This window comes from Sphingomonas sp. Leaf257 (genome assembly GCF_001422185.1).
Taxonomy (GTDB): domain Bacteria; phylum Pseudomonadota; class Alphaproteobacteria; order Sphingomonadales; family Sphingomonadaceae; genus Sphingomonas; species Sphingomonas yabuuchiae.
In genome coordinates, this window is sequence record NZ_LMMH01000008.1 from 36,626 (window position 1) to 57,922 (window position 21,297).

22 protein-coding genes and 1 riboswitch are annotated in these 21,297 nt (G+C 70.5%); of the genes, 7 read left to right on the plus strand and 15 right to left on the minus strand.

Annotation, left to right across the window (positions count from 1 at the left end):
- Positions 1-55 precede the first annotated feature (55 nt).
- From ASF14_RS06815 to cobS, 4 genes are read left to right on the plus strand one after another with little or no spacing between them, the layout of a single operon-like run.
- A complete protein-coding gene (locus ASF14_RS06815) occupies positions 56-463 on the plus strand; it encodes a DUF1636 domain-containing protein (RefSeq protein ID WP_056433352.1) in 408 nt (135 codons plus the stop codon).
- The gene (gene cobT / locus ASF14_RS06820; RefSeq protein WP_056433355.1) at positions 460-1,470 is read left to right on the plus strand and encodes a nicotinate-nucleotide--dimethylbenzimidazole phosphoribosyltransferase; all 1,011 of its coding nucleotides are present in this window, start codon (positions 460-462) and stop codon (positions 1,468-1,470) included. The genes ASF14_RS06815 and cobT overlap by 4 nt, the downstream gene beginning before the upstream one ends.
- The gene (locus ASF14_RS06825; RefSeq protein ID WP_056433359.1) at positions 1,467-2,024 is read left to right on the plus strand and encodes a histidine phosphatase family protein; all 558 of its coding nucleotides are present in this window, start codon (positions 1,467-1,469) and stop codon (positions 2,022-2,024) included. Before cobT ends, ASF14_RS06825 begins: the two co-directional genes overlap by 4 nt.
- Entirely contained in the window at positions 2,021-2,737 is a 717-nt protein-coding gene (gene cobS, locus ASF14_RS06830; RefSeq protein WP_056433363.1) for an adenosylcobinamide-GDP ribazoletransferase, read from the plus strand. Before ASF14_RS06825 ends, cobS begins: the two co-directional genes overlap by 4 nt.
- Here cobS and ASF14_RS06835 read toward each other — a convergent pair.
- Genes ASF14_RS06835 through ASF14_RS06845 form a run of 3 tightly spaced genes read right to left on the minus strand, consistent with a single transcriptional unit; the run spans position 2,722 to position 6,084 of the window.
- Positions 2,722-4,176: a cobyric acid synthase gene (locus tag ASF14_RS06835; protein ID WP_056433366.1), complete on the minus strand. Its 1,455-nt coding sequence runs from the start codon at positions 4,174-4,176 to the stop codon at positions 2,722-2,724. The genes cobS and ASF14_RS06835 overlap by 16 nt on opposite strands.
- Positions 4,164-5,102, minus strand: a complete 939-nt coding sequence (cbiB, locus tag ASF14_RS06840) for an adenosylcobinamide-phosphate synthase CbiB (protein WP_056433369.1) — start codon at positions 5,100-5,102, stop codon at positions 4,164-4,166. The genes ASF14_RS06835 and cbiB overlap by 13 nt, the downstream gene beginning before the upstream one ends.
- Entirely contained in the window at positions 5,095-6,084 is a 990-nt protein-coding gene (locus ASF14_RS06845; protein WP_082442122.1) for an aminotransferase class I/II-fold pyridoxal phosphate-dependent enzyme, read from the minus strand. The genes cbiB and ASF14_RS06845 overlap by 8 nt, the downstream gene beginning before the upstream one ends.
- A gap of 27 nt (positions 6,085-6,111) precedes the next feature.
- Here ASF14_RS06845 and cobU point away from each other — a divergent pair, with 27 nt between their 5' ends.
- Positions 6,112-6,636, plus strand: a complete 525-nt coding sequence (cobU, locus tag ASF14_RS06850) for a bifunctional adenosylcobinamide kinase/adenosylcobinamide-phosphate guanylyltransferase (protein WP_056433446.1) — start codon at positions 6,112-6,114, stop codon at positions 6,634-6,636.
- Positions 6,636-7,235 (plus strand): cob(I)yrinic acid a,c-diamide adenosyltransferase, encoded by a 600-nt coding sequence (gene cobO, locus ASF14_RS06855; protein ID WP_443025766.1) that lies wholly within the window; start codon positions 6,636-6,638, stop codon positions 7,233-7,235. Before cobU ends, cobO begins: the two co-directional genes overlap by 1 nt.
- Before the next feature lie 194 nt (positions 7,236-7,429).
- Here cobO and cobF read toward each other — a convergent pair whose 3' ends face one another.
- Genes cobF through ASF14_RS06885 form a run of 6 tightly spaced genes read right to left on the minus strand, consistent with a single transcriptional unit; the run spans position 7,430 to position 12,536 of the window.
- Positions 7,430-8,194 carry a precorrin-6A synthase (deacetylating) gene (gene cobF, locus ASF14_RS06860; RefSeq protein ID WP_056433375.1) on the minus strand — a complete coding sequence of 255 codons (765 nt, stop codon included), beginning with the start codon at positions 8,192-8,194 and terminating at the stop codon, positions 7,430-7,432.
- Positions 8,191-8,928 (minus strand): uroporphyrinogen-III C-methyltransferase, encoded by a 738-nt coding sequence (gene cobA, locus ASF14_RS06865; protein WP_236696966.1) that lies wholly within the window; start codon positions 8,926-8,928, stop codon positions 8,191-8,193. The genes cobF and cobA overlap by 4 nt, the downstream gene beginning before the upstream one ends.
- Entirely contained in the window at positions 8,922-10,229 is a 1,308-nt protein-coding gene (locus tag ASF14_RS06870; RefSeq protein WP_056433380.1) for a cobyrinate a,c-diamide synthase, read from the minus strand. The genes cobA and ASF14_RS06870 overlap by 7 nt, the downstream gene beginning before the upstream one ends.
- Positions 10,226-10,990, minus strand: a complete 765-nt coding sequence (gene cobM / locus ASF14_RS06875) for a precorrin-4 C(11)-methyltransferase (RefSeq protein WP_056433383.1) — start codon at positions 10,988-10,990, stop codon at positions 10,226-10,228. The genes ASF14_RS06870 and cobM overlap by 4 nt, the downstream gene beginning before the upstream one ends.
- Positions 10,987-11,343, minus strand: coding sequence for a cobalamin biosynthesis protein (locus ASF14_RS06880; protein ID WP_056433386.1), 357 nt, complete (start codon positions 11,341-11,343; stop codon positions 10,987-10,989). Before ASF14_RS06880 ends, cobM begins: the two co-directional genes overlap by 4 nt.
- Positions 11,337-12,536: a bifunctional cobalt-precorrin-7 (C(5))-methyltransferase/cobalt-precorrin-6B (C(15))-methyltransferase gene (locus tag ASF14_RS06885; RefSeq protein ID WP_056433389.1), complete on the minus strand. Its 1,200-nt coding sequence runs from the start codon at positions 12,534-12,536 to the stop codon at positions 11,337-11,339. Before ASF14_RS06885 ends, ASF14_RS06880 begins: the two co-directional genes overlap by 7 nt.
- On the opposite strand from ASF14_RS06885, the gene ASF14_RS06890 reads away from it, so the two are divergent.
- Positions 12,535-13,281, plus strand: coding sequence for a cobalt-precorrin-6A reductase (locus tag ASF14_RS06890; RefSeq protein ID WP_056433393.1), 747 nt, complete (start codon positions 12,535-12,537; stop codon positions 13,279-13,281). The two genes, ASF14_RS06885 and ASF14_RS06890, sit on opposite strands and share 2 nt — an antisense overlap.
- Here ASF14_RS06890 and cobJ read toward each other — a convergent pair.
- The 6 genes from cobJ to cobW are packed head-to-tail and all read right to left on the minus strand — an operon-like array spanning position 13,257 to position 20,897.
- The gene (cobJ, locus tag ASF14_RS06895; protein WP_056433395.1) at positions 13,257-14,006 is read right to left on the minus strand and encodes a precorrin-3B C(17)-methyltransferase; all 750 of its coding nucleotides are present in this window, start codon (positions 14,004-14,006) and stop codon (positions 13,257-13,259) included. The two genes, ASF14_RS06890 and cobJ, sit on opposite strands and share 25 nt — an antisense overlap.
- Positions 14,003-14,728, minus strand: coding sequence for a precorrin-2 C(20)-methyltransferase (cobI, locus tag ASF14_RS06900; protein WP_056433399.1), 726 nt, complete (start codon positions 14,726-14,728; stop codon positions 14,003-14,005). Before cobI ends, cobJ begins: the two co-directional genes overlap by 4 nt.
- Positions 14,725-15,354 carry a precorrin-8X methylmutase gene (locus ASF14_RS06905; RefSeq protein ID WP_056433402.1) on the minus strand — a complete coding sequence of 210 codons (630 nt, stop codon included), beginning with the start codon at positions 15,352-15,354 and terminating at the stop codon, positions 14,725-14,727. The genes cobI and ASF14_RS06905 overlap by 4 nt, the downstream gene beginning before the upstream one ends.
- Positions 15,354-16,475, minus strand: a complete 1,122-nt coding sequence (locus ASF14_RS06910; RefSeq protein ID WP_056433450.1) for a cobalamin biosynthesis protein CobG — start codon at positions 16,473-16,475, stop codon at positions 15,354-15,356. The genes ASF14_RS06905 and ASF14_RS06910 overlap by 1 nt, the downstream gene beginning before the upstream one ends.
- Complete coding sequence (cobN, locus tag ASF14_RS06915) at positions 16,472-19,855, minus strand: cobaltochelatase subunit CobN (protein ID WP_056433404.1); 3,384 nt, start codon at positions 19,853-19,855, stop codon at positions 16,472-16,474. Before cobN ends, ASF14_RS06910 begins: the two co-directional genes overlap by 4 nt.
- 4 nt (positions 19,856-19,859) lie before the next feature.
- Positions 19,860-20,897, minus strand: a complete 1,038-nt coding sequence (gene cobW / locus ASF14_RS06920; protein ID WP_056433406.1) for a cobalamin biosynthesis protein CobW — start codon at positions 20,895-20,897, stop codon at positions 19,860-19,862.
- Positions 20,898-21,078: 181 nt separating this feature from the next.
- A riboswitch (cobalamin riboswitch) is annotated at positions 21,079-21,278 on the minus strand.
- Positions 21,279-21,297: the final 19 nt, after the last annotated feature.

Consider the following 21,297-nt stretch of genomic DNA (forward strand, 5'->3'; position numbering starts at 1 on the left):
CCCCTCGCGCGGCGACAGCGCCTTTGGAGACTTGCCCGATGTACGAGCCTTTTTCATGCTGAAGCCCGCCGCGAACGGCCCCGCCGTGGTCGCCTGCAACACCTGCCGCCTATCCGACGAGGCGCGCGAAAACGACCAGGGCCAGCGCGGCGGCGCGCTGCTGGTCGAGGCGTTGCGCCGGGTGCAGGCGTCCGACCCTGCTTATGCCGAGGTCGCGGTCGAGGAGATGCCCTGTCTCTTCGCCTGCCAGTCCTTCTGCACCGTCCATCTGCGCTGCCCCGGCAAGGTCGGATACGTCATGGGCAAGTTCACCCCCGATGACGACGCCGCGCGCGCCATATTGGACTATGCCCGCGCCTATGCCGACAGCGACTGGGGCCAGGTGCCCTACAAGCAATGGCCGCAAGGGGTGAAAGGCCATTTCCTCACCCGCACGCCCCCCGAAGGATATGTCGTCGAATGACCGCTTTCCCTGATATCGCCGCGTTCGAGACGGCACTCGCCACCCTGCCCCGGGCCGATGACCAGGCCCGCGCCGCCGCCACCGCGAGACAGGGCCAGTTGACCAAGCCGCCGGGTTCGCTGGGCCGCCTGGAGGATATCGCGATCTTCCTCGCCGGATGGCAGGGCGTCGAGCGGCCGCGGATCGAGCGCGGCCGCGTGGTCATCTTCGCGGGCAATCACGGCGTCACCGCGCGCGGGGTCAGCGCCTTTCCGGCCGAGGTGACGGAGCTGATGGTCGCCAATTTCGCCGCCGGAGGGGCCGCGATCAACGCGCTGGCGGCGGCGGCAGGGTTGGAACTGGCGGTGGTGCCGCTCGACCTCGACCGACCGACCGCCGACTTCACGACCGCTCCCGCGATGACCGAGGAAGAGTGCCTGAGCGCGCTGTCCGCCGGGGCCGAGGCGGTGGGCGATGCCGACCTTCTCGTGCTGGGCGAGATGGGGATCGGCAACAGCACCGCCGCCGCCGCGCTTGCCGCCGCCAGTTTCGGGGGCGGCCCGGCCCTGTGGGTCGGGCCGGGCACGGGGGTCGATGCGCAGGGCGTTCAGCGCAAGGCGGCGGTAGTGGCCGAGGGCCTCGCACTGCACCGCGAGCATCTGACCAGCGCCTTCGAAATCCTGCGCCGCCTGGGCGGGCGCGAGATCGCGGCGATGGCGGGCGCGGTGCTGGCCGCGCGGCACAAGCGGATTCCGGTCGTGCTCGACGGCTTTATCGGCACCGCCGCCATCGCGCCGCTGGCCCATGCCAATCCGGCGATCAGCGCACATTGCCTGTCGGGCCATTGTTCGGCCGAGCCGGGCCATGTCCTGCTGCTCGCCCGGCTGGGGCTGGAGCCGATCCTGTCGCTGGGCATGCGGCTGGGCGAGGCGAGCGGCGCGGCGGTCGCGGTGCAGGTCATCCGTTCCGCGATCGTGGCGCATGACGGCATGGCGACCTTTGCCGAGGCGGGCATCGCGGGCGCGTGACCGGCTTTCGCCTGCATCTGCTCCGTCACGGCGAGCCCGAGCTGACGGGGCGGATGCTGGGCCGCACCGACAGCCCTGCCACGGCCGGGGGCATCGCGGCCTGCGTTGCGCGGGCGGATGGGCTGGACGTCGCCCGCCGCATCGCCTCCGACCTGTCGCGCGCGCGCGCCTGTGCCGAGGCGATTGGTCCGACCGAGGTCGATCCGCGCTGGCGGGAACTGGATTTCGGGGACTGGGACGGACTGGCGGCGGGGGACATCGAGCCGGAAGCGCTGGCCCGCTTCTGGGACGATCCCGATGCCGCCCCGCCACCGGGTGGCGAGCGTTGGTCCGATCTGGTCGCCCGTGTGCGAAGCGCCATCGCCGATCTGTCCCCCGAGCCGACCCTGGTCGTCACCCATGGCGGCGCGATCCGCGCGGCGTTGCATGTCCTGTGCGGGTTCGACCTGCGCGCGACATGGTCGTTCGCGCTGCCCTATGCCGCGCTGGTCACGCTGGAGGTGTGGGACGGCACGCCGCGCAGCGCGCAGGTGACAGGGCTGGCGACGGCATGAAGGCGCTGATCGTCGCGCTGGGCTTCCTGACCCGCTTGCCCATGCCGCGCGTCGAGGCGGACGAAGCGGATTTCGCACGGGCCATCCGGCTCTACCCGGTGGCGGGGCTGGTCATCGGGGTGATCGTCGCGGGTGCGGGCTGGCTGGGTGTGCGCATCGACCCGTGGACGGGCGCGCTGGCGGCATTGGTCGCCTGGGTCTGGGCGACGGGGGCGCTGCATCTGGATGGGCTGGCCGACCTGTCTGACGGGCTGGGCGCGTCGCATGGCGATCGGTCGCGCTTGCTGGCGGTAATGGCCGATCCGCATATCGGCAGCTTCGGTGTGGTCGCGCTGGCAATGCAGTTGACCGCCAAGCTGGTGCTGCTTCATGCCTTTCCCCCCAAGGCATGGCCGATGGTCGCGCTGATCCCGGCGGCGGCGCGGGTCGGGCCGCTGGTCTGGGCGCGACTGTTGACGCCCTTACGCCCCGGAGGGCTGGGCGCGATGGTCGCCCGCGCGGTGCGGCCGGTCGACATGATCGGCTGGATACTCGCAGGCCTAGCGCTGAGCCTGTCCTATCCGCCGCTCGCGACCGCACCACTCATCATCCTGGCGCTGTCGCTCTGGTTCCGGCGCAAGCTGGGCGGGGTGACGGGCGACGTGCATGGCGCAGGGATCGAGTTGACCGAAACCGCGCTGCTCCTCGCCGCCGTCCTCTACGCCCTGCCCTGAGCGATCCGCAGCAGCGCGTCGCAATCGACATGCGCCTCCAGCACGGCGGCGATGGCGTCGAGCGCGGCGTCGACATCGGCGCGGTGATCCGGCCCCTGCCCCGCCACGCCGATCCGCGCCAGCCACGCCGCACGCTGCCCCGCCTGCCCAAGCAGGCCATGGACATAGCTGCCCGCCACCAGCCCATCGGCGCGGATCGCCCCCTCCGCCCGGCCATCGGCGAGATGGCCGACCGGACGCGCGGTATCGGGGCCGCTGGTGCGCCCGAGATGGATTTCATAACCCGAGAAGGACGCGCCAAGCGCCTCGCCCGTCACCGGCCGCACGGTCTTCTCGCCGGTGAGCACGGTCTCCACGTCGAGCAGCCCCAGCCCTGCGACACGTCCCGCAGGCCCTTCGATCCCGTCCGGGTCGGCGACCGAGCGGCCCAGCATCTGATATCCGCCGCACAAGCCCAGCACCGGCCGCCCGCGCCGGACATGCGCGGCGATGTCGATGTCCCAACCCTGCTCGCGGATAAAGGCCAGGTCGGCGATGGTCGCCTTCGATCCCGCCAGCACGATCATCGCGGCGTCGGGGATCGGCTCGCCGGGGCGGACCATGACCAGATCGACCTGCGGTTCCAGGCGCAGCGGATCGAGATCGTCGAAATTGGCGATGCGCGGCGTGATCGGACAGGCGATGACCACCCGCCCCCCGGCGCCCGTACGGCTCTGCTCCAGAACGACCGCATCCTCGCTGGGCAGTCGCGTGGCGTCCGCCAGCCAGGGGATCAAGCCCAGCGAGTGCCAGCCGGTATGCTCGGCGATCACGCCCATGCCATCGGCGAACAGCGCCGGATCGCCGCGAAACTTGTTGACTAGAAAGCCCCGGATCATCGCGGCATCCTCAGGCGCGATCACCGCCTTGGTGCCGACCAGGGACGCGATCACCCCGCCCCTGTCGATATCGCCCGCCAGCACCACCGGCACATTCGCCGCGCGGGCAAAGCCCATATTGGCGATGTCGCCGCTGCGCAGGTTGACCTCGGCGGGCGACCCGGCTCCCTCGACGATCACGAGATCGCACTGCGCCTCCAGGCGGCGATAGCAATCGACCACCTCGGGGAGCAGCCCGATCCGCCCCTCGCGCCACTTGGACGCGGGCAGCATCCCCCGCACCTGTCCGCGGACGATCAGTTGCGAGGTGCGGTCGCCCTGCGGCTTCAGCAGCACCGGGTTCATGTCGACATGGGCGGGCACCCGCGCCGCCATCGCCTGGGTCGCCTGCGCCCGTCCGATCTCGCCGCCATCGGGCGTGGCTGCGGCGTTGTTGCTCATATTCTGCGGCTTGAAGGGACGAACGCGCAGCCCGCGATTGGCGAAGGCGCGGCACAGCCCCGCCACCAGCACCGACTTGCCCACGTCCGAGCCGGTGCCCTGGATCATCACGCCAGCCATGCGACACTCCCCGCGATCACCCAGAGCAGCAGGCAGGCGCGTGCATAGATTTGCAGGGCGGTCACGATGTCCTTTGGCGAAGCGGCCCGCCCTTCGCGTCCGATCCAAGGCTTGATCTGGGTCACGCCGTCATAGGCGACGGGCCCGGCCAGCGCGACGCCCAACGCGCCCGCCATCGCCGCCTCGGGCCAGCCCGCATTGGGTGAGGCATGGGCGCGCGCGTCGCGCTTCATCACCGCCCAGCCGCCCGCGCCCGCCAGGCAGACCAGCAACCCGGCGATTTGCGCAGGCACCCAGTTCGCCCCGTCATCGATCCGCGCCGCCGCCCAGCCGAACGCCCGCCAGCGCGGTTCCTTATGCCCGATGATGCTGTCGGCGGTGTTGATCGCCTTATACATCCACACCCCCGGCAGCCCGAGCAGCAGCAGCCAGAAGAGCGGCGCGACGATGCCGTCGCAGAAGCTCTCCGCCAGCGTCTCGATCGCGGCGCGCGATACGCCCGCCTGGTCCAGCCGCCCGGTATCGCGTCCTACCACCCGCGCGACCAGCGCTCGCGCGGCGGGCAGGTCACCGCGCAGCAACGCGTCGGCCACGGGCCGGACATGGACATACAGGCTCCGCTGCGCGAGGGCGGGCCAGGCCAGCACGGCGCTGGCGATCCAGCCCCAGCGGCCGAGCCACATATGCGCCGCATGGTCGAGGCCCCATGCCATCCCGCCGGTCAGGGCGATCAGGAGGATCATGGTCACGACACCCAGGCCCCGCCGAACGCCCTCGGACCGCCTGGGCGAATTGCCCAGCCGTTCGGCCAGATTCAGGAACCGTGCAAACGCCCCCACTGGATGGCCGACGCGCGCATAAAGCCGGTCCGGCCAGCCGATCGTGGCATCGAGCGCCAGCGCCACCAACGCCACCGGATCAGCCATGCCGCAACGCCTCATCCAATCGTTCAAAATCCGCGGCCACAGCAGGCACGCCGAAGCGCAGTCGTTCCGGCGCATCGGCAAAGGGCCGGATCAATATGCCCGCCGCTGCCAATCGCTGGAAGATGACGGCCGCCTCCGGTGTCTCGACCATGCGGAACAGCGGACAGGCTCCGCGCGCGATCAGGCCATGACGCGCCAGCACCGCATCCAACGCCGCCGCCCGTTCGACCAAAGCGATCCGGGTCGCCGCGATCCATGCGCGATCGGCATAGGCCGCGCTGCCCCAGCTGATCGCATGCGCCGATACCGGCCAATCCCCCAGCAGATTGCGCAGCCGGGCCAATATCTCCGGCGCGGCCATGACGAAGCCCAGCCGCACCCCGGCCAGTCCGAAGAACTTGCCGAACGACCGCAGCACCACGACCTGGTCGCCGCCGTCGAAGCCGCTTCCCGGCATCGCATCGGCAAAGGCCTCGTCCAGGATCAGCCAGCCCCCCGCCTGCGCTTGCGCCGCCGCCAGCCGGGCCAATCGCTCGGGTGAGCGATAGACGCCATCGGGATTGTTGGGATTGGCGATCAGCAGGCTGCCCGCCCGCCCCGCCCAATCGTCCAGCGCGGACTGATCGACCCGCGCAGAGGCGACCGCGCCGTGGGTGCCATAGCTCGGGCGAACCGCGACGATCGGCTGCGGCACGCCCAGCAGCGGCAACAGGCGAAGCGCCATCTCGCTGCCCGGTACCGCCGCCACCCGCTCCGCCGCGATACCAAAATGCGCCGCCGCCTGTGCTTCCAGACGGGCCAGCGCGCTGCGATCCGGCAAGGGGGCGGGATCGACCTCCAGCCCCTCAGGAGGGGTCCAGGGCACCGGGTTGATCCCTGTCGACAGATCCAGCCACGGCCAGGGCGCGTTCGGGAACAGCGCCCTGGCCGCATCGATCCGGCCGCCATGATGGGTCAGCGCCGCCATTTGGGCTTGCGTCATCGGCCCGCTCCCGCGATGCGGACCGGCATGACGAAGCCCCGCACCCTGTTGGTCCTCGGCGGCGCCCGGTCGGGCAAGAGCCGCCATGCGCAGGCGCTGGCCGAAGCGATGACGCCCACCGGCTGCTTCATCGCGACCGCGCAGGCTTGGGACAACGAGATGCGCGACCGGATCGCCCGGCACCAGGCCGATCGCGACGAACGCTGGATGACCGTCGAAGCGCCCATGGCCCTGCCGGAAGCGGTCGCCGAGCATAGCCGGTCCGACCGGGTGCTGCTGGTCGACTGCCTGACGCTCTGGCTGACCAACCTGCTGCTCGGCGAAGAAGACCTGGCGGCGGCGGGCGATGCGCTGGTCGCGGCGCTGGCAAGCGCGCCCGGCCCGGTGGTGCTGGTCAGCAACGAGGTCGGCTTCGGCATCGTCCCCGACAATGCGCTGGCCCGGCGCTTCCGGGATGCGCAAGGCACGCTCAACCAGCGGCTCGCGCGGGTGTGCGATGCGACCGATCTGGTGGTGGCGGGGCTTCCCTTGCGGCTTTCAGGAGAGAAATGATGCGAACCGACGCCGAACATGCCGAGCGCATGGCCAAGAAGAAAGCCGCGCAGGACAGCAAGGTCGCCGCCCGCGATGCCGAAAAGGGCCTGATCATCGTCCATACCGGCAAGGGCAAGGGCAAGACGACCGCCGCGCTCGGCATGGTCCTCCGCGCGGTCGGCCACGGCATGCGCGTCGGCATGGTCCAGTTCGTGAAGGGCGCGATGACCACCGGCGAGGCGGCGGTGCTGGCGCGCTTTCCCGAAGTGGATTTCCACGCCATGGGCGAAGGCTTCACCTGGAACACCCAGGACCGCAGCCGCGACATCGCCACCGCACGGGGTGCGTGGGAAGAGGTCAAGCGCATGATCGCCGACCCGGCCTACGACCTGATCGTCGCGGACGAACTGAACATCGTACTTCGCTACGACTATCTGCCGGTGGACGAGGTGCTGGACGTGCTGAGCGCCAAGGGCGCGATGACGCATGTCGTCATTACCGGCCGGAATGCGCCGGACGCGCTGATCGAGGCGGCGGATCTGGTGACGGACATGACGCAGGTGAAGCATCCCTTCCGCGAACAGGGCGTAAAGGCGCAAAAGGGGATCGAGTTCTAAGCCCCTCCTCCCGGCAGGGGGGAGGGGTTTGGGGTGGGGGCTAAGCCACGGGCGACACGGCTTGGGGCGAGGCCCTCCCCCAGCCCAGTTGCGGGTGAACGATGCCCCGCATCGTTCAGGCCATGCCGGGGGCATGGCCGACCCGCAACTCGCCTGCGGGAGGGGAGCGGTGCGTGGTAGAACGACGGGCTCTATCACGCCTCCTCCCCCACCAAATCCCCACCCCGCCGCAGCAGATACACATCCATGATCCACCCATGGACCCGGCGCAGCTCCGCCCGGCGCGCGACGATCCGCTCCGCCACATCGGCCAGCCGCCCGGCCTCGACCGCCTCCTGCGCCATCCCCAGATACGCCCCCCACCAGATCACCGCGTCCGACTGATCCAGCGTGGTGAACGCGCATCCGCCGTCGAGCATCACCGCCACGCTGTCCGCGCCCTCGGGCCAGCCGCCCTCGCGCAGGCGCCGCCCGGTCGTCACCATCACCGGCGCGCCGACCGCGTTGAACGGAATGGCGTGCGCGGCGCAGAGCAGTTGCAGGCTGGTGATCCCCGGCACCACCGTGACCCGCTCCACCGCGACCAGCCGCCGCGCGATGCGGATCGTGCTGTCGTAAAGCGACGGATCGCCCCAAACGAGCAGCGCCACCCGCCCGCCGCGCGGCAGATGCGCCGCGATCTCCGCCGCCCAGCGTTCGGCGATCGCGTCGTGCCAAAGCTCGACCGTATCGAGATACGCCCCCTCGGCGGCGCGGACCGGCAGGTCGAACTCGACCACCCGCACGCTTGTGCCCGCCAGCACCTGCGCACAGATGTCGCGGCGCAGGTCGATCAGCTCGGCCTTGTCTTCCTTGCGCGGCAGCAGAATCAGGTCGGCGCTCCGCATCGCCGTCTCCGCCGCGCGGGTCAGGTGATCGGGGTTGCCCGTGCCGATGCCGATCAGGTCGAGATGGATCACAGATCCTCCATCAGCGGGCCGTAGAGGATCAGCGCGGCCTTGTCCGACACGCCTTGCGCCAGTTGCGCGGCCAGCGCACCGATCGTCGCGCGGGTCAGCCGCTGGTCGGGGCAGCCGACATGCTCGGCCATCAGCGCGGGGGTCTTCGGCGACAGGCCATGCGCGACCAGCGCCTCGACCAGCGCAGGGAATGTCCGCTTCGGCATGAACACCACGGTTGTCGCGCCCGCATCCGCCAGCGCCGCCATGTTGCGGTCGGCGGGCAGCGCGCCGGTGACGTCATGGCCGGTCACGAACTGCACCCGTCGCGCCTCGGACCGCCGGGTCAGCGGCAGGCCCGCCGCCGCCGCCGCCGCGCTCGCCGTGCTGACGCCGGGGACGATCTCGAAGGGAATGGCGGCGGCCTTCAGGGCGATGATCTCTTCCTCCAGCCGCCCGAAGATACCCGGATCGCCGGACTTCAGCCGGACGACGCGCTTGCCGCTCAGCGCATGGTCGACCAGCAGCCGGTCGATCTCGCCCTGTTTGGGCGAGGCACGGCCCGCACGCTTGCCGACCGCGATCAGTTCGGCGTCGGCGCGGCAATGGCCCAGCATCGGCCCGGCGGCGAGATCGTCGAACAACACGACATCGGCCGCGCCCAGACAGCGCACCGCCTTCAGCGTCAGCAGCTCCGGATCACCCGGCCCCGCGCCGACAAGGGAGACGAACCCAATCACCACCCCAATCACCACCAGCGCGCCACCAGATGGAAGAAAGTGCCGGTCACGGCCCCCCGCCGCGATCCGGTTTCGGGCACCGCCTCACCTTGCGCATCCACGACATGGGCAAGGGCTGCATCGGGCTGTTCGAGCACGGTCGAATAATGAAACTCATGCCCGCCCAGCACCGCCCCCTCGGGCATCCCGGCCACCTCGCCGAGCAAAGTCGCGCGGCGATAGCCGAGATGCATCTTGCGCTTGGCATAGCTGGTCACGAGGCCGAGCAGACCGGCCATACGGTGGCTGACACCCTCCGCATCGATCAGCGCCTCGCCCAGCGCCATATAGCCGCCGCACTCGCCATGGATCGGCTTGGTCGCGGCATGGGCGGCGAGACCGGCCCGGAACGTCTCCGCCGCCGCCAGCCTTCCGGCATGAAGCTCGGGATAGCCGCCGGGAAGCCAGACCAGATCGGCCGAGGCATCGGGGGCCTCGTCCGCAAGCGGCGAGAAGGGCAATATCTCCGCGCCATCCGCGCGCCAGCCCTCCAGCATATGCGGATAGACAAAGGAAAAGGCCGCATCCTGCGCCAGCGCGATCCGCTGCGCGGGCGGTGGGGGGAGCGTGCCGGAGGCGGGCGTGACGGGCTTGGCATAGGCCGCCGCGCGGACCGCCTCCAGATCGACATGCGCCGCCAGAAACGCCGCATAGTCGCCGATCAGCCGGTCGAGTTCGGGATGCTCGACCGCCTGCACCAGCCCCAGATGCCGCTCGGGCAGCACCAGGTCGCCGCGCCGGGGCAGCGCGCCGAAGACCGGCAGGCCGATCTCCTCGAACCCCAGCTTGGCCAGCCGCTCGTGACGCGGGCTCGCCACCCGGTTGAGAATGACGCCCGCCACCCGCAATTCGGGGTCGTAGCGCGCGAAGCCCAGCGCGGTCGCCGCCGCCGATTGCGCCTGTCCCGATACGTCGATGACCAGGATCACCGGCCAGCCCATGCGCCTGGCCGTCTCGGCACTGCTGCCCATGCCGGTTGCGCCCGGCCTGGCGACGCCGTCGAACAAGCCCATCGAACCTTCCGCCAGCACCAGCTCGGCATCCGCCCCGCGCTGCCCCAGCGTATCGAGCAGCGTCGCCGGCATCGCCCAGCCGTCGAGGTTGAACGACGCCCGCCCGCAGGCCGCACGGTGGAAGGCGGGGTCGATATAGTCGGGGCCGCTCTTGAACGGCTGCACGGCCAGCCCCGCGTCGCGAAACGCGCGGAGCAGGCCCAGCATCACCGTCGTCTTGCCCGTGCCCGAGGCGGGCGCGGCGATCATCAGACCCGGTGTCATTCTACGCTGTTCCCGGGACGATAGCGGCGGTCATAACCCTCCGCATATAAGCGGCTCTCTGCGAAATCGCTCTGATCGAGCACCCGGCCGACCAGGATCAGCGCGGTTCGCTCCGGCCCATCGGCGGCGGCCTCCGCAATGGTCGATAGCGTCGCGCGGACGATACGCTGCTCGGGCCAGCTGGCGCGCCAGACGATCGCGACCGGGCAGTCGGCGCCATAATGCGGGGTCAGGTCGGCCACCACCTTGTCCAGATTGTGGATCGACAGATGGATGGCCAGCGTCGCGCCGGTCGCGGCGAAGGCGGTCAGCGACTCACCCTCCGGCATGGCGCTGGCGCGGCCGGGGGTGCGGGTCAGGATCACCGATTGCGCGATGCCGGGCAGGGTCAGCTCGCTCTCCAGCACCGCCGCCGCCGCTGCGAAGGACGGCACACCCGGCGTCACCGAGACGGGGATGCCCAGTTCGCGCAAACGCCGTACCTGCTCACCCATCGCCGACCAGACCGACAGGTCGCCCGAATGGAGCCGCGCCAAGTCCTGGCCCTTGCCATGGGCGTCCGCAATCTCGGCCATGATCTCGTCGAGCGTCATCGGCGCGGTGTTCACGATTTTCGCATCCGGCGGGCAATGCGCCAGCACCGCCTCCGGCACCAGCGATCCGGCATAGAGGCAGACCGGGCAGGCGGCGATCAGATCGCGGCCCCGCAGGGTCAGCAGGTCGGGGGCACCGGGTCCGGCGCCGATGAAGTGAACGGTCATTCTTCAGTTCCCTGGGCGATGGCGCAGGTCGCCATGCGGTCGGAGGACATTACACGAGGCACCACGATCCGCGCCGCCAGTCCGGCGGCGGCAAGTGCTGCGGCTTCGGCGACGCTGCCGACCCCGCGCGCGGCCAGACTGACGGTCGAGCGCGTCGGGGTATCGATGCCCGACAGCAGTTCGGCGGCGACGGGGTGGACGGCCAGCCCCTCGGCTTCGGCAAAGGGCGCGATCACCCCTGCCCGGTCAGCGGGCACGGCCAGCGCGTCGGGGCGCATACCTGTTGCGGCCAGCGCGCTGCGGAAGGACTCGATAGTCGCCTCCGCCCGGCATCCGAACCCCGCGATCACCATGCGACCCGCCACTGAACGATGGGATAGCTCGCCTTCCACCCCCGCTTGGTGCCGAGCGGTCGTGCACGCGCCAGTTCGATACGCAGCAATTCGCCGCCATAGCGGGCATGGCATTCGGCCAGCAGAGCCTCGGTCTCCAGCGTGACGGCGTGTGCGACGAGGCGACAGCGGGGCAACGTCCGCAGCGACTCGACCAGCGGCCGCGACAGGCCGCCGCCGACGAACACCGCATCGGGATGCGGACGCTCGGCCAGTTCGGCCACCGCATCGCCTTCGACCAGTTCCAGCCGTGCCAGACCCAGCCGCGCGGCATTGTCGGCGGCACGGGCCAGACGCGCCGGATCACGCTCGAACCCGATCGCGCGGGTGGTCGGGTCGCTCAGCAGCCATTCGATCGCGACCGAGCCCGAGCCCGTGCCGATGTCCCACAGCAATTCGCCGGGTCGTGGGGCGAGCGCCGCGAGCGCCAGCGCGCGGACGGGACGCTTGGTGATCTGTCCGTCATGCGCGAACCAGTCGTCGTCCAGGCCGCTCGCCTGCGGCAGGATACGGCCCGACCCGGCAGGTTCGATCGCCACCGCGACCGGGTGGGCGATATCAGTCCAGTCGAGCGCGTCCGCCGTGCAGACCCGCACCCGCTCGCGCGGTCCGCCCAGCGCCTCCAGCACGGTCAGCTTGCTCTCGCCGAACCCCTGCTCGGCCAGCCATGCGGCCAGCCCCGTCACCGAGGCTCCATCGCGCATCAGCGCCAGTATCCGTTGCCCCGGCGCCAGATGCGGGCGCAGCGTGTCGACGGGCCGCGCGTGCAGTCCGACGCTGTGGATCGTCTCGACCGGCCAGCCCAGCCGCGCCGCCGCCAGCGACAGGGTGGACGGTGCCGGATAGGCAACCCACTCGCCCGGCTCCAGATGGCGGGTCACCACCGACCCCGCCCCGAACCAGAAGGGATCGCCCGAGGCGAGCATCACCACCCGCTCAGCCTTCCGCTCCAGCAGCATGGGAACGCCATCGGCAAAGGGAACGGGCCAGACGATCCGCTCCGCCCCGCCCTGCTCGGCCAGCAGCGACAGGTGACGCGGCGCGCCCATCACGCTATCGGCGGCCAGGATCGCGGCGCGCGCGGGGGCGGTCAGGCCGTCCCAGCCATCCTCGCCGATCCCGACGATCGTCAGCCACGCCTGGGAGTCAGCCATGCGCCATATCCTTCTGCTCGGCGGCACCACCGAGGCGAGCGCGCTGGCCACCGCGCTGGCGGAGCGCGGCGAGCGCGCGGTGCTCAGCTATGCGGGCCGAACCGAAGCGCCGCGCGCGCAGGCAATCCCGACGCGCGTGGGCGGATTCGGCGGTGTCGAGGGGCTGGCCGACCATATGCACCGCGAAGGCGTCACCCATCTGGTCGACGCCACCCATCCCTTCGCCGCGCGGATCAGCGCCAATGCGATTGCGGCGGCGGAGTTGGCAGGTGTACCCCTTCTCGCGTTGACCCGGCCCGAATGGGTGGAGGGTCCCGGCGACCGCTGGACGCGCGCGGCCAACACCGGCGAAGCGGTGACCGCACTCGACACCGAACCGACGCGTGTCTTCCTGGCGCTTGGTCGCCAGACGATCGGGGACTTCACGCATGCTGCGCAGCATTTCTACCTGTTGCGCTTCGTCGATGCGGCGGAGCCTACCGGTTTTCCAAACCACCGACTGGTGGTCGATCGCGGTCCCTTCACGCTGGCGGGCGAACTGGCCCTGCTGCGCGAGCACCGGATTCAGATAGTGGTCGCCAAGAACGCCGGAGGCTCCGGCGCGCGGGCGAAACTCGACGCGGCCCGCGAACTCGGGCTGCCGGTGGTGATGGTCGACCGCCCCTTCATCCCGCCCCGCCCGCAAGTGGGCAGCGTCGCCGCCGTGCTCGACTGGCTGGATCACGGCGTCGTCCGGGGGGTGTAGAGGATCGGTCGGCCCGCATGCGGGATCATCCGCGTGCGGCTGGAGCCGATGATGACGACGGTGCGCATATCGGCCATGTCGCCGCGCGCTTCCAGAAGCGGCACGATGCGCAAATGCTCCTCGGATGTGGAAACGGCGCGGGCGAACAGCACCGGGCGGTCGTCGCCGCATGTCTCGCGCAGCAGCGCAAAGGCCGCGTCCAGCGCATCGGGCCGCGCCTTGGACCGGGGATTGTAGAGCGCGATGGCGAAATCCGCCTCCGCCGCCAGCGCCAGCCGCCGCTCGATCAGTGCCTGCGGCTTGAGATTATCCGACAGGTTGATCGCGCAGAAATCATGCCCCAGCGGCGCGCCCGCCCGCGCGCTTGCCGCCAGCATCGCGGTGATGCCGGGCAGGACGCGGATGTCGAGATCGTGCCAGCGTCCCGCATCTTCCTCGACCCGCTCGAAGATCGCCGCCGCCATCGCGAACACCCCCGGATCGCCCGAGGATACGACGACGACGCGGCAGCCCGCCTCCGCCATCTCCAGCGCATGGAGCGCACGGTCTCGCTCGACCCGGTTGTCGCTAGCATGACGGGTCAGGCCGGGCCGCTCGGGCACGCGCGCGACGTAAGGGATATAGCCGACGACATCGGTCGCCTCGGCGAGCGCCGCCGACACCTCGGGCGTGACCATCGCCTCCGCGCCCGGCCCCAGTCCGACGACGATCAGCCAGCCGCTCATGGCCGCCGCCCCTGTCCGTGGATCAGCGCGATCGAGAAATAGGGGGCGGGAGTATCCTCCACCTCTGCCAGTCGGCGCACGCGCTCTCCGGCCTGGGCGGCATGTTCGACCAGCCAGGCCTGCTCGGTCCGCCCCGCCGCCGCGATCGCGCGGCGCAGCTTGGGCAAGTGGCGGCCGATCTTCATCACGACCAGCGCGTCAGTCTCGGCGATGCGGCGGGTCAGCTCCGGCTCGGGCAGGGTCGCCATCGCGATGGTCAGCACATCGTCGCCCCAGGTGATCGGCGCGCCGCTGGCGGTCCAGGCGCCCGACATGCCGGTGATGCCGGGCACGACCGCAACGGGGGCGTGGTCCTTCAACCGGCTGTGCAGGTGCATAAACGAGCCGTAGAAGAACGGGTCACCCTCGCACAGCACCACCACATCCTCGCCGCCCTGCACCAGTGAGAGGATATGCGCGGTGCACTCCGCGTAAAAGGCCGACAGGCATTCATTGTAGCGCGGATCGGTGAACAGGATCTCGGTCGTGACCGGATAGTCCATCGGATATTCGATCACGTCGTCGCGGAGCATCCCGTCGACGATGGTGCGCGCATGGCCGCGCCGTCCGGCCTTGCGGAAATAGGCGACATGCCGCGCCCCGCGCACCAGCCGGTCGGCGCGCACGCTCATCAGGTCCGCCGCGCCCGGCCCCAGGCCCACGCCGTGAACGGTTCCCGTCATTCGGCGCGGCTCGCCAGCGCGTTGATCGCCGCCACCGTGATCGCGCTGCCGCCGGGGCGGCCCTTCACGATGGCGCACGGGACAGGCTGCGCCTCCCAGAGCGCGTCCTTCGACTCCATCGCGCCGACGAAGCCGACCGGACAGCCGATGATCGCCGCGGGGCGTGGGCAGTCGGGGTCTTCCAGCATGGTCAGCAGATGGAAGAGCGCGGTCGGCGCATTGCCGATCGCCACCAGCGCGCCTGCCAGATGCGGGCGCCACAGCTCCAGCGCGGCGGCGGAACGGGTCGTGCCCATCTCTCTGGCCAGCGCGGGCACGGCAGGGTCGCGCAGCGTACAGATCACCGGATTGTCGGCAGGCAACCGCGCGCGCGTAACCCCCTCGCTGACCATATGCGCGTCGCACAGGATCGCCGTGCCGTTCGCAAGCGCCTGCCGCCCCGCCACCGCGAAACCGGCTGAGAAATGGATCGACGGCGCCAGCTCGACCAGCCCGGCGGCATGGATCATGCGCACCGCGACCGGCTCTTCCTCCGCATCGAAGCGCGCCAGCTCCGCCTCGGCGCGGATGATGGCGAAGGACTGGCGATAGATCGCCGCGCCATCGGTTTCGTAAGTGTACGGCATCAACAGGCTCCGAGAAGCGCGACCGCCCGCTCGGGCGTCAATCCGGTGTGAAGGGGCGCGGCCCCGGCGCGGGCATGTCTGGCCAGATCGAAAGCCCCCTCCCGCCCGGTCAGCACCCAGTCCGCTGTCCGTGCCCGCGCGCAGCCCTTCGCGCAACCCGAGACGTGCAGGTGGCCGTCGATCAGCGGTGCGAGCCGGGTAGCCAACCCACGCGTTTCGACACTCGCCTGCGGACAGGCGGGCGCGCCGACACAGGCGTCGACATGCAGGATCGGACTATCGGCCAGCAGCATGTCGGCGGCTGGGGCCGGGGTAACGCCTTCCGCGATCAGCAGCCGCCAAGGGGTGAGGCGAAGGGCGCAACCATGCGAACGAACGAACGCCGCCAGTGATGCGGCGTCGATCCGGCCGAAGGGCAGCCCATAAACCGCTCCGATCGGATGCACGCCCGGCTGCATCGGTTTACCGGATGCGGGTACGGCGTCGCCTTCGGCCCAGTCGGGCAGGGCCACCTTGTGACGCGCCATTCGCCCGGCCGTGCAGCCGCCGCTTTCGCTGAACCAGTGCGCCAGCCGAATCAGGGCGTCGACCGCGTTGGACCGCGTCACGGCGACACCGCTCGACCGCCCATCCCCACGCAGCGCCAGGGTGCCAGTCGCCGTCCTCTCGATACGGAAATCCCCGGGCGCGTCCGTTACTATCGGCGAGGGTCCCGCATCGATGATAAAGCCCACCTTGCCCGGCAGTTCGGGCAGTTCGGCAAGCCGCGCCCGCAATTCGCTGGCGATGGCATGACTATCGTCGCCCTCACGCCAATCCGGGTTGATCAGGATCGCCCCCCGCCCCTCCGACACCGGATCGGGATCGACCAGCCCCAACGCCTGCAACTCCGCCAACAGCGTGGGCCAGCCGGCCTCGGTCACACCCCGGATTTGCAGGTTCGCACGCACCGTCAGGTCGATCTGGCCATTGCCGTGGCGGATCGCGCCCGCGCACAACCCTTCGGCTTGTTCCGCCGTCAACCGTCCCAGCGGCGGACGAACGCGAACGAGCAGCCCGTCGCCCGCCATCATCGGCCGGAACGCGTCGGGGCACCAGCCCTTGACCACGAAACCGCTCATGCCGCGCCGTCCAGCATCGCGAGCACCGAATTGCGCCGCGTCCGCCACAGCCCCGCGGCATGAAGCGCCGCAAAGCGCGCCTCCATCGCCTTCAATGCCGCCGGGTTCGCCTGTGCCATGAAGTCGCGCACGGCATCCTGCGCCAAGGTCGCATCCCAATACAGGTCGATCAGCGCGGCAGGCACCGCCTCCGCCAGATGCGCAAAGCTGCCCAGATGGTCGAGCGTCGCGGCGATCTCCGCCGCACCCCGGAAACCATGCACCATCATCCCCTCGACCCAGCGCGGGTTGGCGGCGCGGGCATGGACGGTGCGTGCGATCTCCTCGGCCAGCGTCCGCGCCTTGGGGCTGGCGGGGTTGCGGGTGTCGAGATGATAGAGCGAGGCCGCGCCCTCCCCCAAAGCCACGCGCGCCGCCGCGAAACCCGCCTGATGCGCGGCATAATCGGCGGCGAGCAGCAAATCGCTTTCGGGCAGGTCGTGGAGATGGACGAACGCCTGCGCCGCCGCCACCCGCGCCGCGATCCCCTCCGCATCGCGCCGGTCGCCATCGTCGAGCGCGGTCGCCGAAGCGGCGAGCCAGCTCTGCCCCGCCTCGATCCGCGCCGCTTCGTCATAGCCCGCATTCGGGTCCAGCCCGATGCCATAGCGTCCCGGCGCCGGGCCGTAGACGTGCGGTGTCGCCTGTCCGAGAAACGGATTCCATTCGACCGTTTCGTCCCGCTGGCCGAGCGCGCGCACCGCCTGCCCGAACAGCGCGACCAGATGCGGAAAGGCGTCGCGGAACAGCCCCGAGACGCGCAACGTCACATCGACGCGCGGCCGGTCGAAGCGCATCAGCGGCATCACCTCGAACCCCGTCACCCGCTCGGAGCGGTGGTCCCAGACCGGCTCGACCCCGATTAGGTGCAGCGCCATGGCGAATTCCTCGCCCGCCGTGCGCATCGTCGCCGATCCCCAAAGGTCGACGATCAGGGTGCGCAGGTGATCGCCCTCCTCCTGCATATGGCGGCGGATCAGCTCCTCGGCGAGCTTGACGCCCTGAAGATGCGCGGCCCGGCTCGGCACCGCGCGCGGGTCGATGGCGTAAAGGTTGCGCCCCGTGGGCAGCACATCGGCACGCCCGCGATAGGGCGAACCCGAAGGCCCCGCCGAAACGCGCTTTCCATCCAGCCCGGCGAGCAACCCCGCCCGCTCCGCCACGCCCTGCTCACCACGACCGAAGACGTGCAGCCCCTTGCCGAACTGGCTGTCCTTCACGTCGCAGACGAATGCGTCGATCCGCGCCAACGGATCCTCCGCCCCCGCCAATCCCAGCGTCTTGCCCAGACCGACGCTATCCGCCTCCTCCGCAATGCTCTCGCGCAGCCGATCGCGGCGGGCGGGGTCGAGGCCATCGGCATTGGCATATTCGTCGAGCAGCGCCTCCAGCCGCCCCAGCCCCGCGCCGGTCTCCGCCTGGACCAGCGCCGGGGGGACATGGCCGATCGTCACCGCGCCCAGCCGCCGCTTGGCCTGCGCCGCCTCGCCCGGATCGTTGACGATGAAGGGATAGAGGACCGGCCAGTCGCGGGTCAGCGCCTCGGGCCAACAGGCGCCGGACAGCGCGACCGCCTTGCCGGGCAGCCACTCCAGCGTGCCATGCGCGCCGACATGGACCAGCGCATCGATCCCCTGCGCACGCAGCCAAAGATAGAAGGCGACATAGGAATGGCGCGGGCAGCGCGAGAGGTCGTGATACTCGTCCGCCCGAGCCTCGCGTCGTCCGCGCTCGGGCTGGAGCGCGACGATCGCCTTGCCGAGCATGAGGGCGGGGAATTGGAACTGGTCGCCCTCGACCAGCGGGTCTTCTTCCGCCGCGCCCCAGCTTTCGGCAAGGTCGGCGCGCAGACTTTCGGGAAGAGCGGCCATCGCCTCGCGATAGGCGGCGACGGGCCAGGCGATCCGGTTGCCGAGCAGCGCGGCGGGCAGATCGGCCTGCGGTTCCACATCATAACCCGCCTCGCGCAGATCGGCGAGGATCGCCGCCGTCGAGGCGAAGCCGTCCAGCCCGACCGCATGGGCGGCCTGCCAGTCCTTGCCCGGATAGGTCGACAGCAGGATGGCCAGCCGCCGTTCCGCCGCCGGGGTCATCGCCAGCCTCGCCCAGCCCGCCACCTTGTCCGCCACCGCCGCGATCCGCTCGGGCTCGGCGCGGTGGAGGCGCAGCGCGATATCGAAGTCGGGGTCGCGCTCTCCCGGCTGCTTGAAGCTGACCACACCCGCGAACAGGCGTCCGTCGATTTCGGGCAGGACGACATGCATGGCGAGGTCGGCGGGCGACAGGCCGCGCGCGGCGCCCTCCCAGCCCGCCCGGTCGCTGGTGGCGAGCGCGACCTGGAACACCGGCACGCCCGCGCCGTCGAGTGGGGTGGCGTCATCCTCGCCGCGTGCCGAGAAGGCGGTGGCGTTGAGGATCGCGGCGGGGGTGAGAGCCTTGACCCAGCGCGCGACCCAGGGGCCTGCGCCCTCGGCCTTCAGCGAGGGGATGAACAGGGCGACGGGGTCGAAGCCGCGTTCGGCCAGGGCGGCGTGGAGGGCGGCGATGGGTTCGAGGTCGGCGGCGGCGAGATAGGCGCGGTAGAAGGTGATGAGGATGCGGGGGCGAGTTGTGGTCAGCAGGGTGGCGGCTGGGCAGGCCGGGCCGTTCGGGGACCAACCTCCGAGGGGGGCCAGTTGAAAGCCCCTATCTCGGCAGGGGGAGGGGTTGGGGAGGGGCAAGGCCACGAGCGACGTCACTTGTGGAGACGGCCCTCCCCCATCCCCTCCCGCCTGCGGGAGGGGCGTGCTCGGGGCAGTCGTGCCGAGCAAAAGCCCCTCTCCCGGCAGGGGGAGGGGTTGGGGAGGGGCAAGGGCCGCAGGCGACAACGCTACGATTTCGCGCAAAGCCAGAGCAGCCGCATCCGCCCCGCCCGCATCGCACAGCGCGGTCAACCGCCGCACCACCGCCTCCCCCACGGTCGACGCCGCCATCAGCCGCCGGTCCTCCCGCCCGTCCGCTGCCAGCACCGCCAGCGCGATACCCCGCTCGCGTGCCAGCCGCTCAACCTCGCGCAGGCCGTATTCCCAATAGGCCGCACCGCCGATCAACCGGATCAGGATCGCCTTCGCATACACCAACGTCTGCTCGACATAGGTGTCCACCGACAGCGGATGGACCAAGGCCGCCAGATTGGCGAGCCGCAGCGACCAGGGGAATCCCCCGGCCCGCCAGCCCGCCGCAAAGGCGCTGAGGTCGCTGTCGGAGAAGGACAGCACGACCACGTCACCGGGGCGCTGCCCCAGATCCTGTGGAACGGCCTGTTCCTCCAGCCCATGGCTCTCGCGAAAGACGAGATGCACGTGTTCAGCCCTTCAGCACGGCCTCGATCGAAGGCCGGTCGATGCGGTCATGCTCGGCGATGACGACCAGTTGCGTGCCGCGCGGCTCGCCCGCGCCCCAGGGGCGGTCATAGCTGGTGCGCACCCGGCGGCCGACCGACTGGATCAGCAGCCGCATCGGCTTGCCCGCGACCGCCGCATAGCCCTTCACGCGCAGGATGTCCTGCTGCTCGGCCAGCGTCACGATCCGCGCGGCGATCGCCTCGGGGCTCTCCACCTCGCCCAGCATTACCGAAATGCTGTCGAAATCGTCATGCTCGTGATCGTCCGCGCCGTCATGATGCGAGGGGCGCGCGGCGATGTCGTCCTCGGCGGCGGCTTCCAGGCCCAGCACGATCTCGGCGGAGACGATGCCGTCGACCGCCTCGACCATCGGCAGCGGGCGCGGCGCTTCTGCGGCGATGATCGCGCGCGCCTTGGCGACACCCTCCGGCCCGGCGAGGTCCGCCTTGGTCAGCAGGACGATATCGGCGCAGGCCAGCTGGTCCTCGAACACTTCCGACAGTGGCGTTTCATGGTCGAGGCTGGGGTCGGCGGCGCGCTGCGCCTCCACCGCGTCGAGATCGGGGGCGAAGCGGCCCGCCGCGACGGCCTCCGCATCGGCCAGCGCCACCACACCGTCGACCGTGATGCGCGAGCGGATGGCCGGCCAGTCGAAGGCCTTCAACAGCGGCTTGGGCAGTGCCAGTCCTGACGTCTCGATCAGGATGTGATCGGGGCGCGGCTCCATCGCCAGCAGCTTCTCGACCGTCGGGATGAAGTCGTCGGCGACGGTGCAGCAGATGCAGCCATTGGCCAGCTCGACGATATTTTCCGCCGGGCAGTCGGGTATGGCGCAGGATTGCAGGATGTCGCCGTCGACGCCCAAAGTGCCGAATTCGTTGACCACCACCGCCAGGCGACGGCCGCCTGCATTGCGGATCAGATGGCTGATAAGCGTGGTTTTGCCCGCGCCCAGAAAGCCGGTGACGATGGTGACGGGGACCTTGGAAAGGTCACGCATGGTAATTCTCCGACGCGCCGGACGAGCGAGCGCGGACGCGGGGCCGATCGCCGGAGCGGTGACGGACGGGCGCGCGACATGCGTCCACCCCGCTGAACCGGCGACCGATGCGGCCCCGGCCGCATGGCTTCGTCGCTCCCCGACGGAGAACCGTGCCCCGACCACCCCCTGGGTCCAGGCAAGAGCGACCATGACGCCGGCAGGTCTCCTGGCTCGCGGGTCGAAGCAAAAGGATGCGCCTTCCCGGATCACTCCAGTGGCCGTGCCCTCATAGGAGCACCAGCATCGCTCGCTCACCGCTTACAGTTGCAGGGACAGCCGGGGATTTGCACCCCATTCCCGTTTAAAGCCCTTGCGGGCACCGGCGCGATCTTCGGACGGCTTATCACCCTCCGATCAG

What these genes read in the sequence shown, in the direction of transcription:
- ASF14_RS06815 (WP_056433352.1), top strand. Translation starts at nt 56, where the DNA reads ATGCTGAAGCCCGCCGCGAACGGCCCCGCCGTGGTCGCCTGCAACACC.
- cobT (WP_056433355.1), top strand. Translation starts at nt 460, where the DNA reads ATGACCGCTTTCCCTGATATCGCCGCGTTCGAGACGGCACTCGCCACC.
- cobS (WP_056433363.1), top strand. Translation starts at nt 2,021, where the DNA reads ATGAAGGCGCTGATCGTCGCGCTGGGCTTCCTGACCCGCTTGCCCATG.
- ASF14_RS06835 (WP_056433366.1), bottom strand. Translation starts at nt 4,176, where the DNA reads ATGGCTGGCGTGATGATCCAGGGCACCGGCTCGGACGTGGGCAAGTCG.
- cbiB (WP_056433369.1), bottom strand. Translation starts at nt 5,102, where the DNA reads ATGGCTGATCCGGTGGCGTTGGTGGCGCTGGCGCTCGATGCCACGATC.
- ASF14_RS06845 (WP_082442122.1), bottom strand. Translation starts at nt 6,084, where the DNA reads ATGACGCAAGCCCAAATGGCGGCGCTGACCCATCATGGCGGCCGGATC.
- cobU (WP_056433446.1), top strand. Translation starts at nt 6,112, where the DNA reads ATGACGAAGCCCCGCACCCTGTTGGTCCTCGGCGGCGCCCGGTCGGGC.
- cobO (WP_443025766.1), top strand. Translation starts at nt 6,636, where the DNA reads ATGCGAACCGACGCCGAACATGCCGAGCGCATGGCCAAGAAGAAAGCC.
- ASF14_RS06870 (WP_056433380.1), bottom strand. Translation starts at nt 10,229, where the DNA reads ATGACACCGGGTCTGATGATCGCCGCGCCCGCCTCGGGCACGGGCAAG.
- cobM (WP_056433383.1), bottom strand. Translation starts at nt 10,990, where the DNA reads ATGACCGTTCACTTCATCGGCGCCGGACCCGGTGCCCCCGACCTGCTG.
- ASF14_RS06880 (WP_056433386.1), bottom strand. Translation starts at nt 11,343, where the DNA reads ATGGTGATCGCGGGGTTCGGATGCCGGGCGGAGGCGACTATCGAGTCC.
- ASF14_RS06890 (WP_056433393.1), top strand. Translation starts at nt 12,535, where the DNA reads ATGCGCCATATCCTTCTGCTCGGCGGCACCACCGAGGCGAGCGCGCTG.
- ASF14_RS06885 (WP_056433389.1), bottom strand. Translation starts at nt 12,536, where the DNA reads ATGGCTGACTCCCAGGCGTGGCTGACGATCGTCGGGATCGGCGAGGAT.
- cobJ (WP_056433395.1), bottom strand. Translation starts at nt 14,006, where the DNA reads ATGAGCGGCTGGCTGATCGTCGTCGGACTGGGGCCGGGCGCGGAGGCG.
- cobI (WP_056433399.1), bottom strand. Translation starts at nt 14,728, where the DNA reads ATGACGGGAACCGTTCACGGCGTGGGCCTGGGGCCGGGCGCGGCGGAC.
- ASF14_RS06905 (WP_056433402.1), bottom strand. Translation starts at nt 15,354, where the DNA reads ATGCCGTACACTTACGAAACCGATGGCGCGGCGATCTATCGCCAGTCC.
- ASF14_RS06910 (WP_056433450.1), bottom strand. Translation starts at nt 16,475, where the DNA reads ATGAGCGGTTTCGTGGTCAAGGGCTGGTGCCCCGACGCGTTCCGGCCG.
- cobW (WP_056433406.1), bottom strand. Translation starts at nt 20,897, where the DNA reads ATGCGTGACCTTTCCAAGGTCCCCGTCACCATCGTCACCGGCTTTCTG.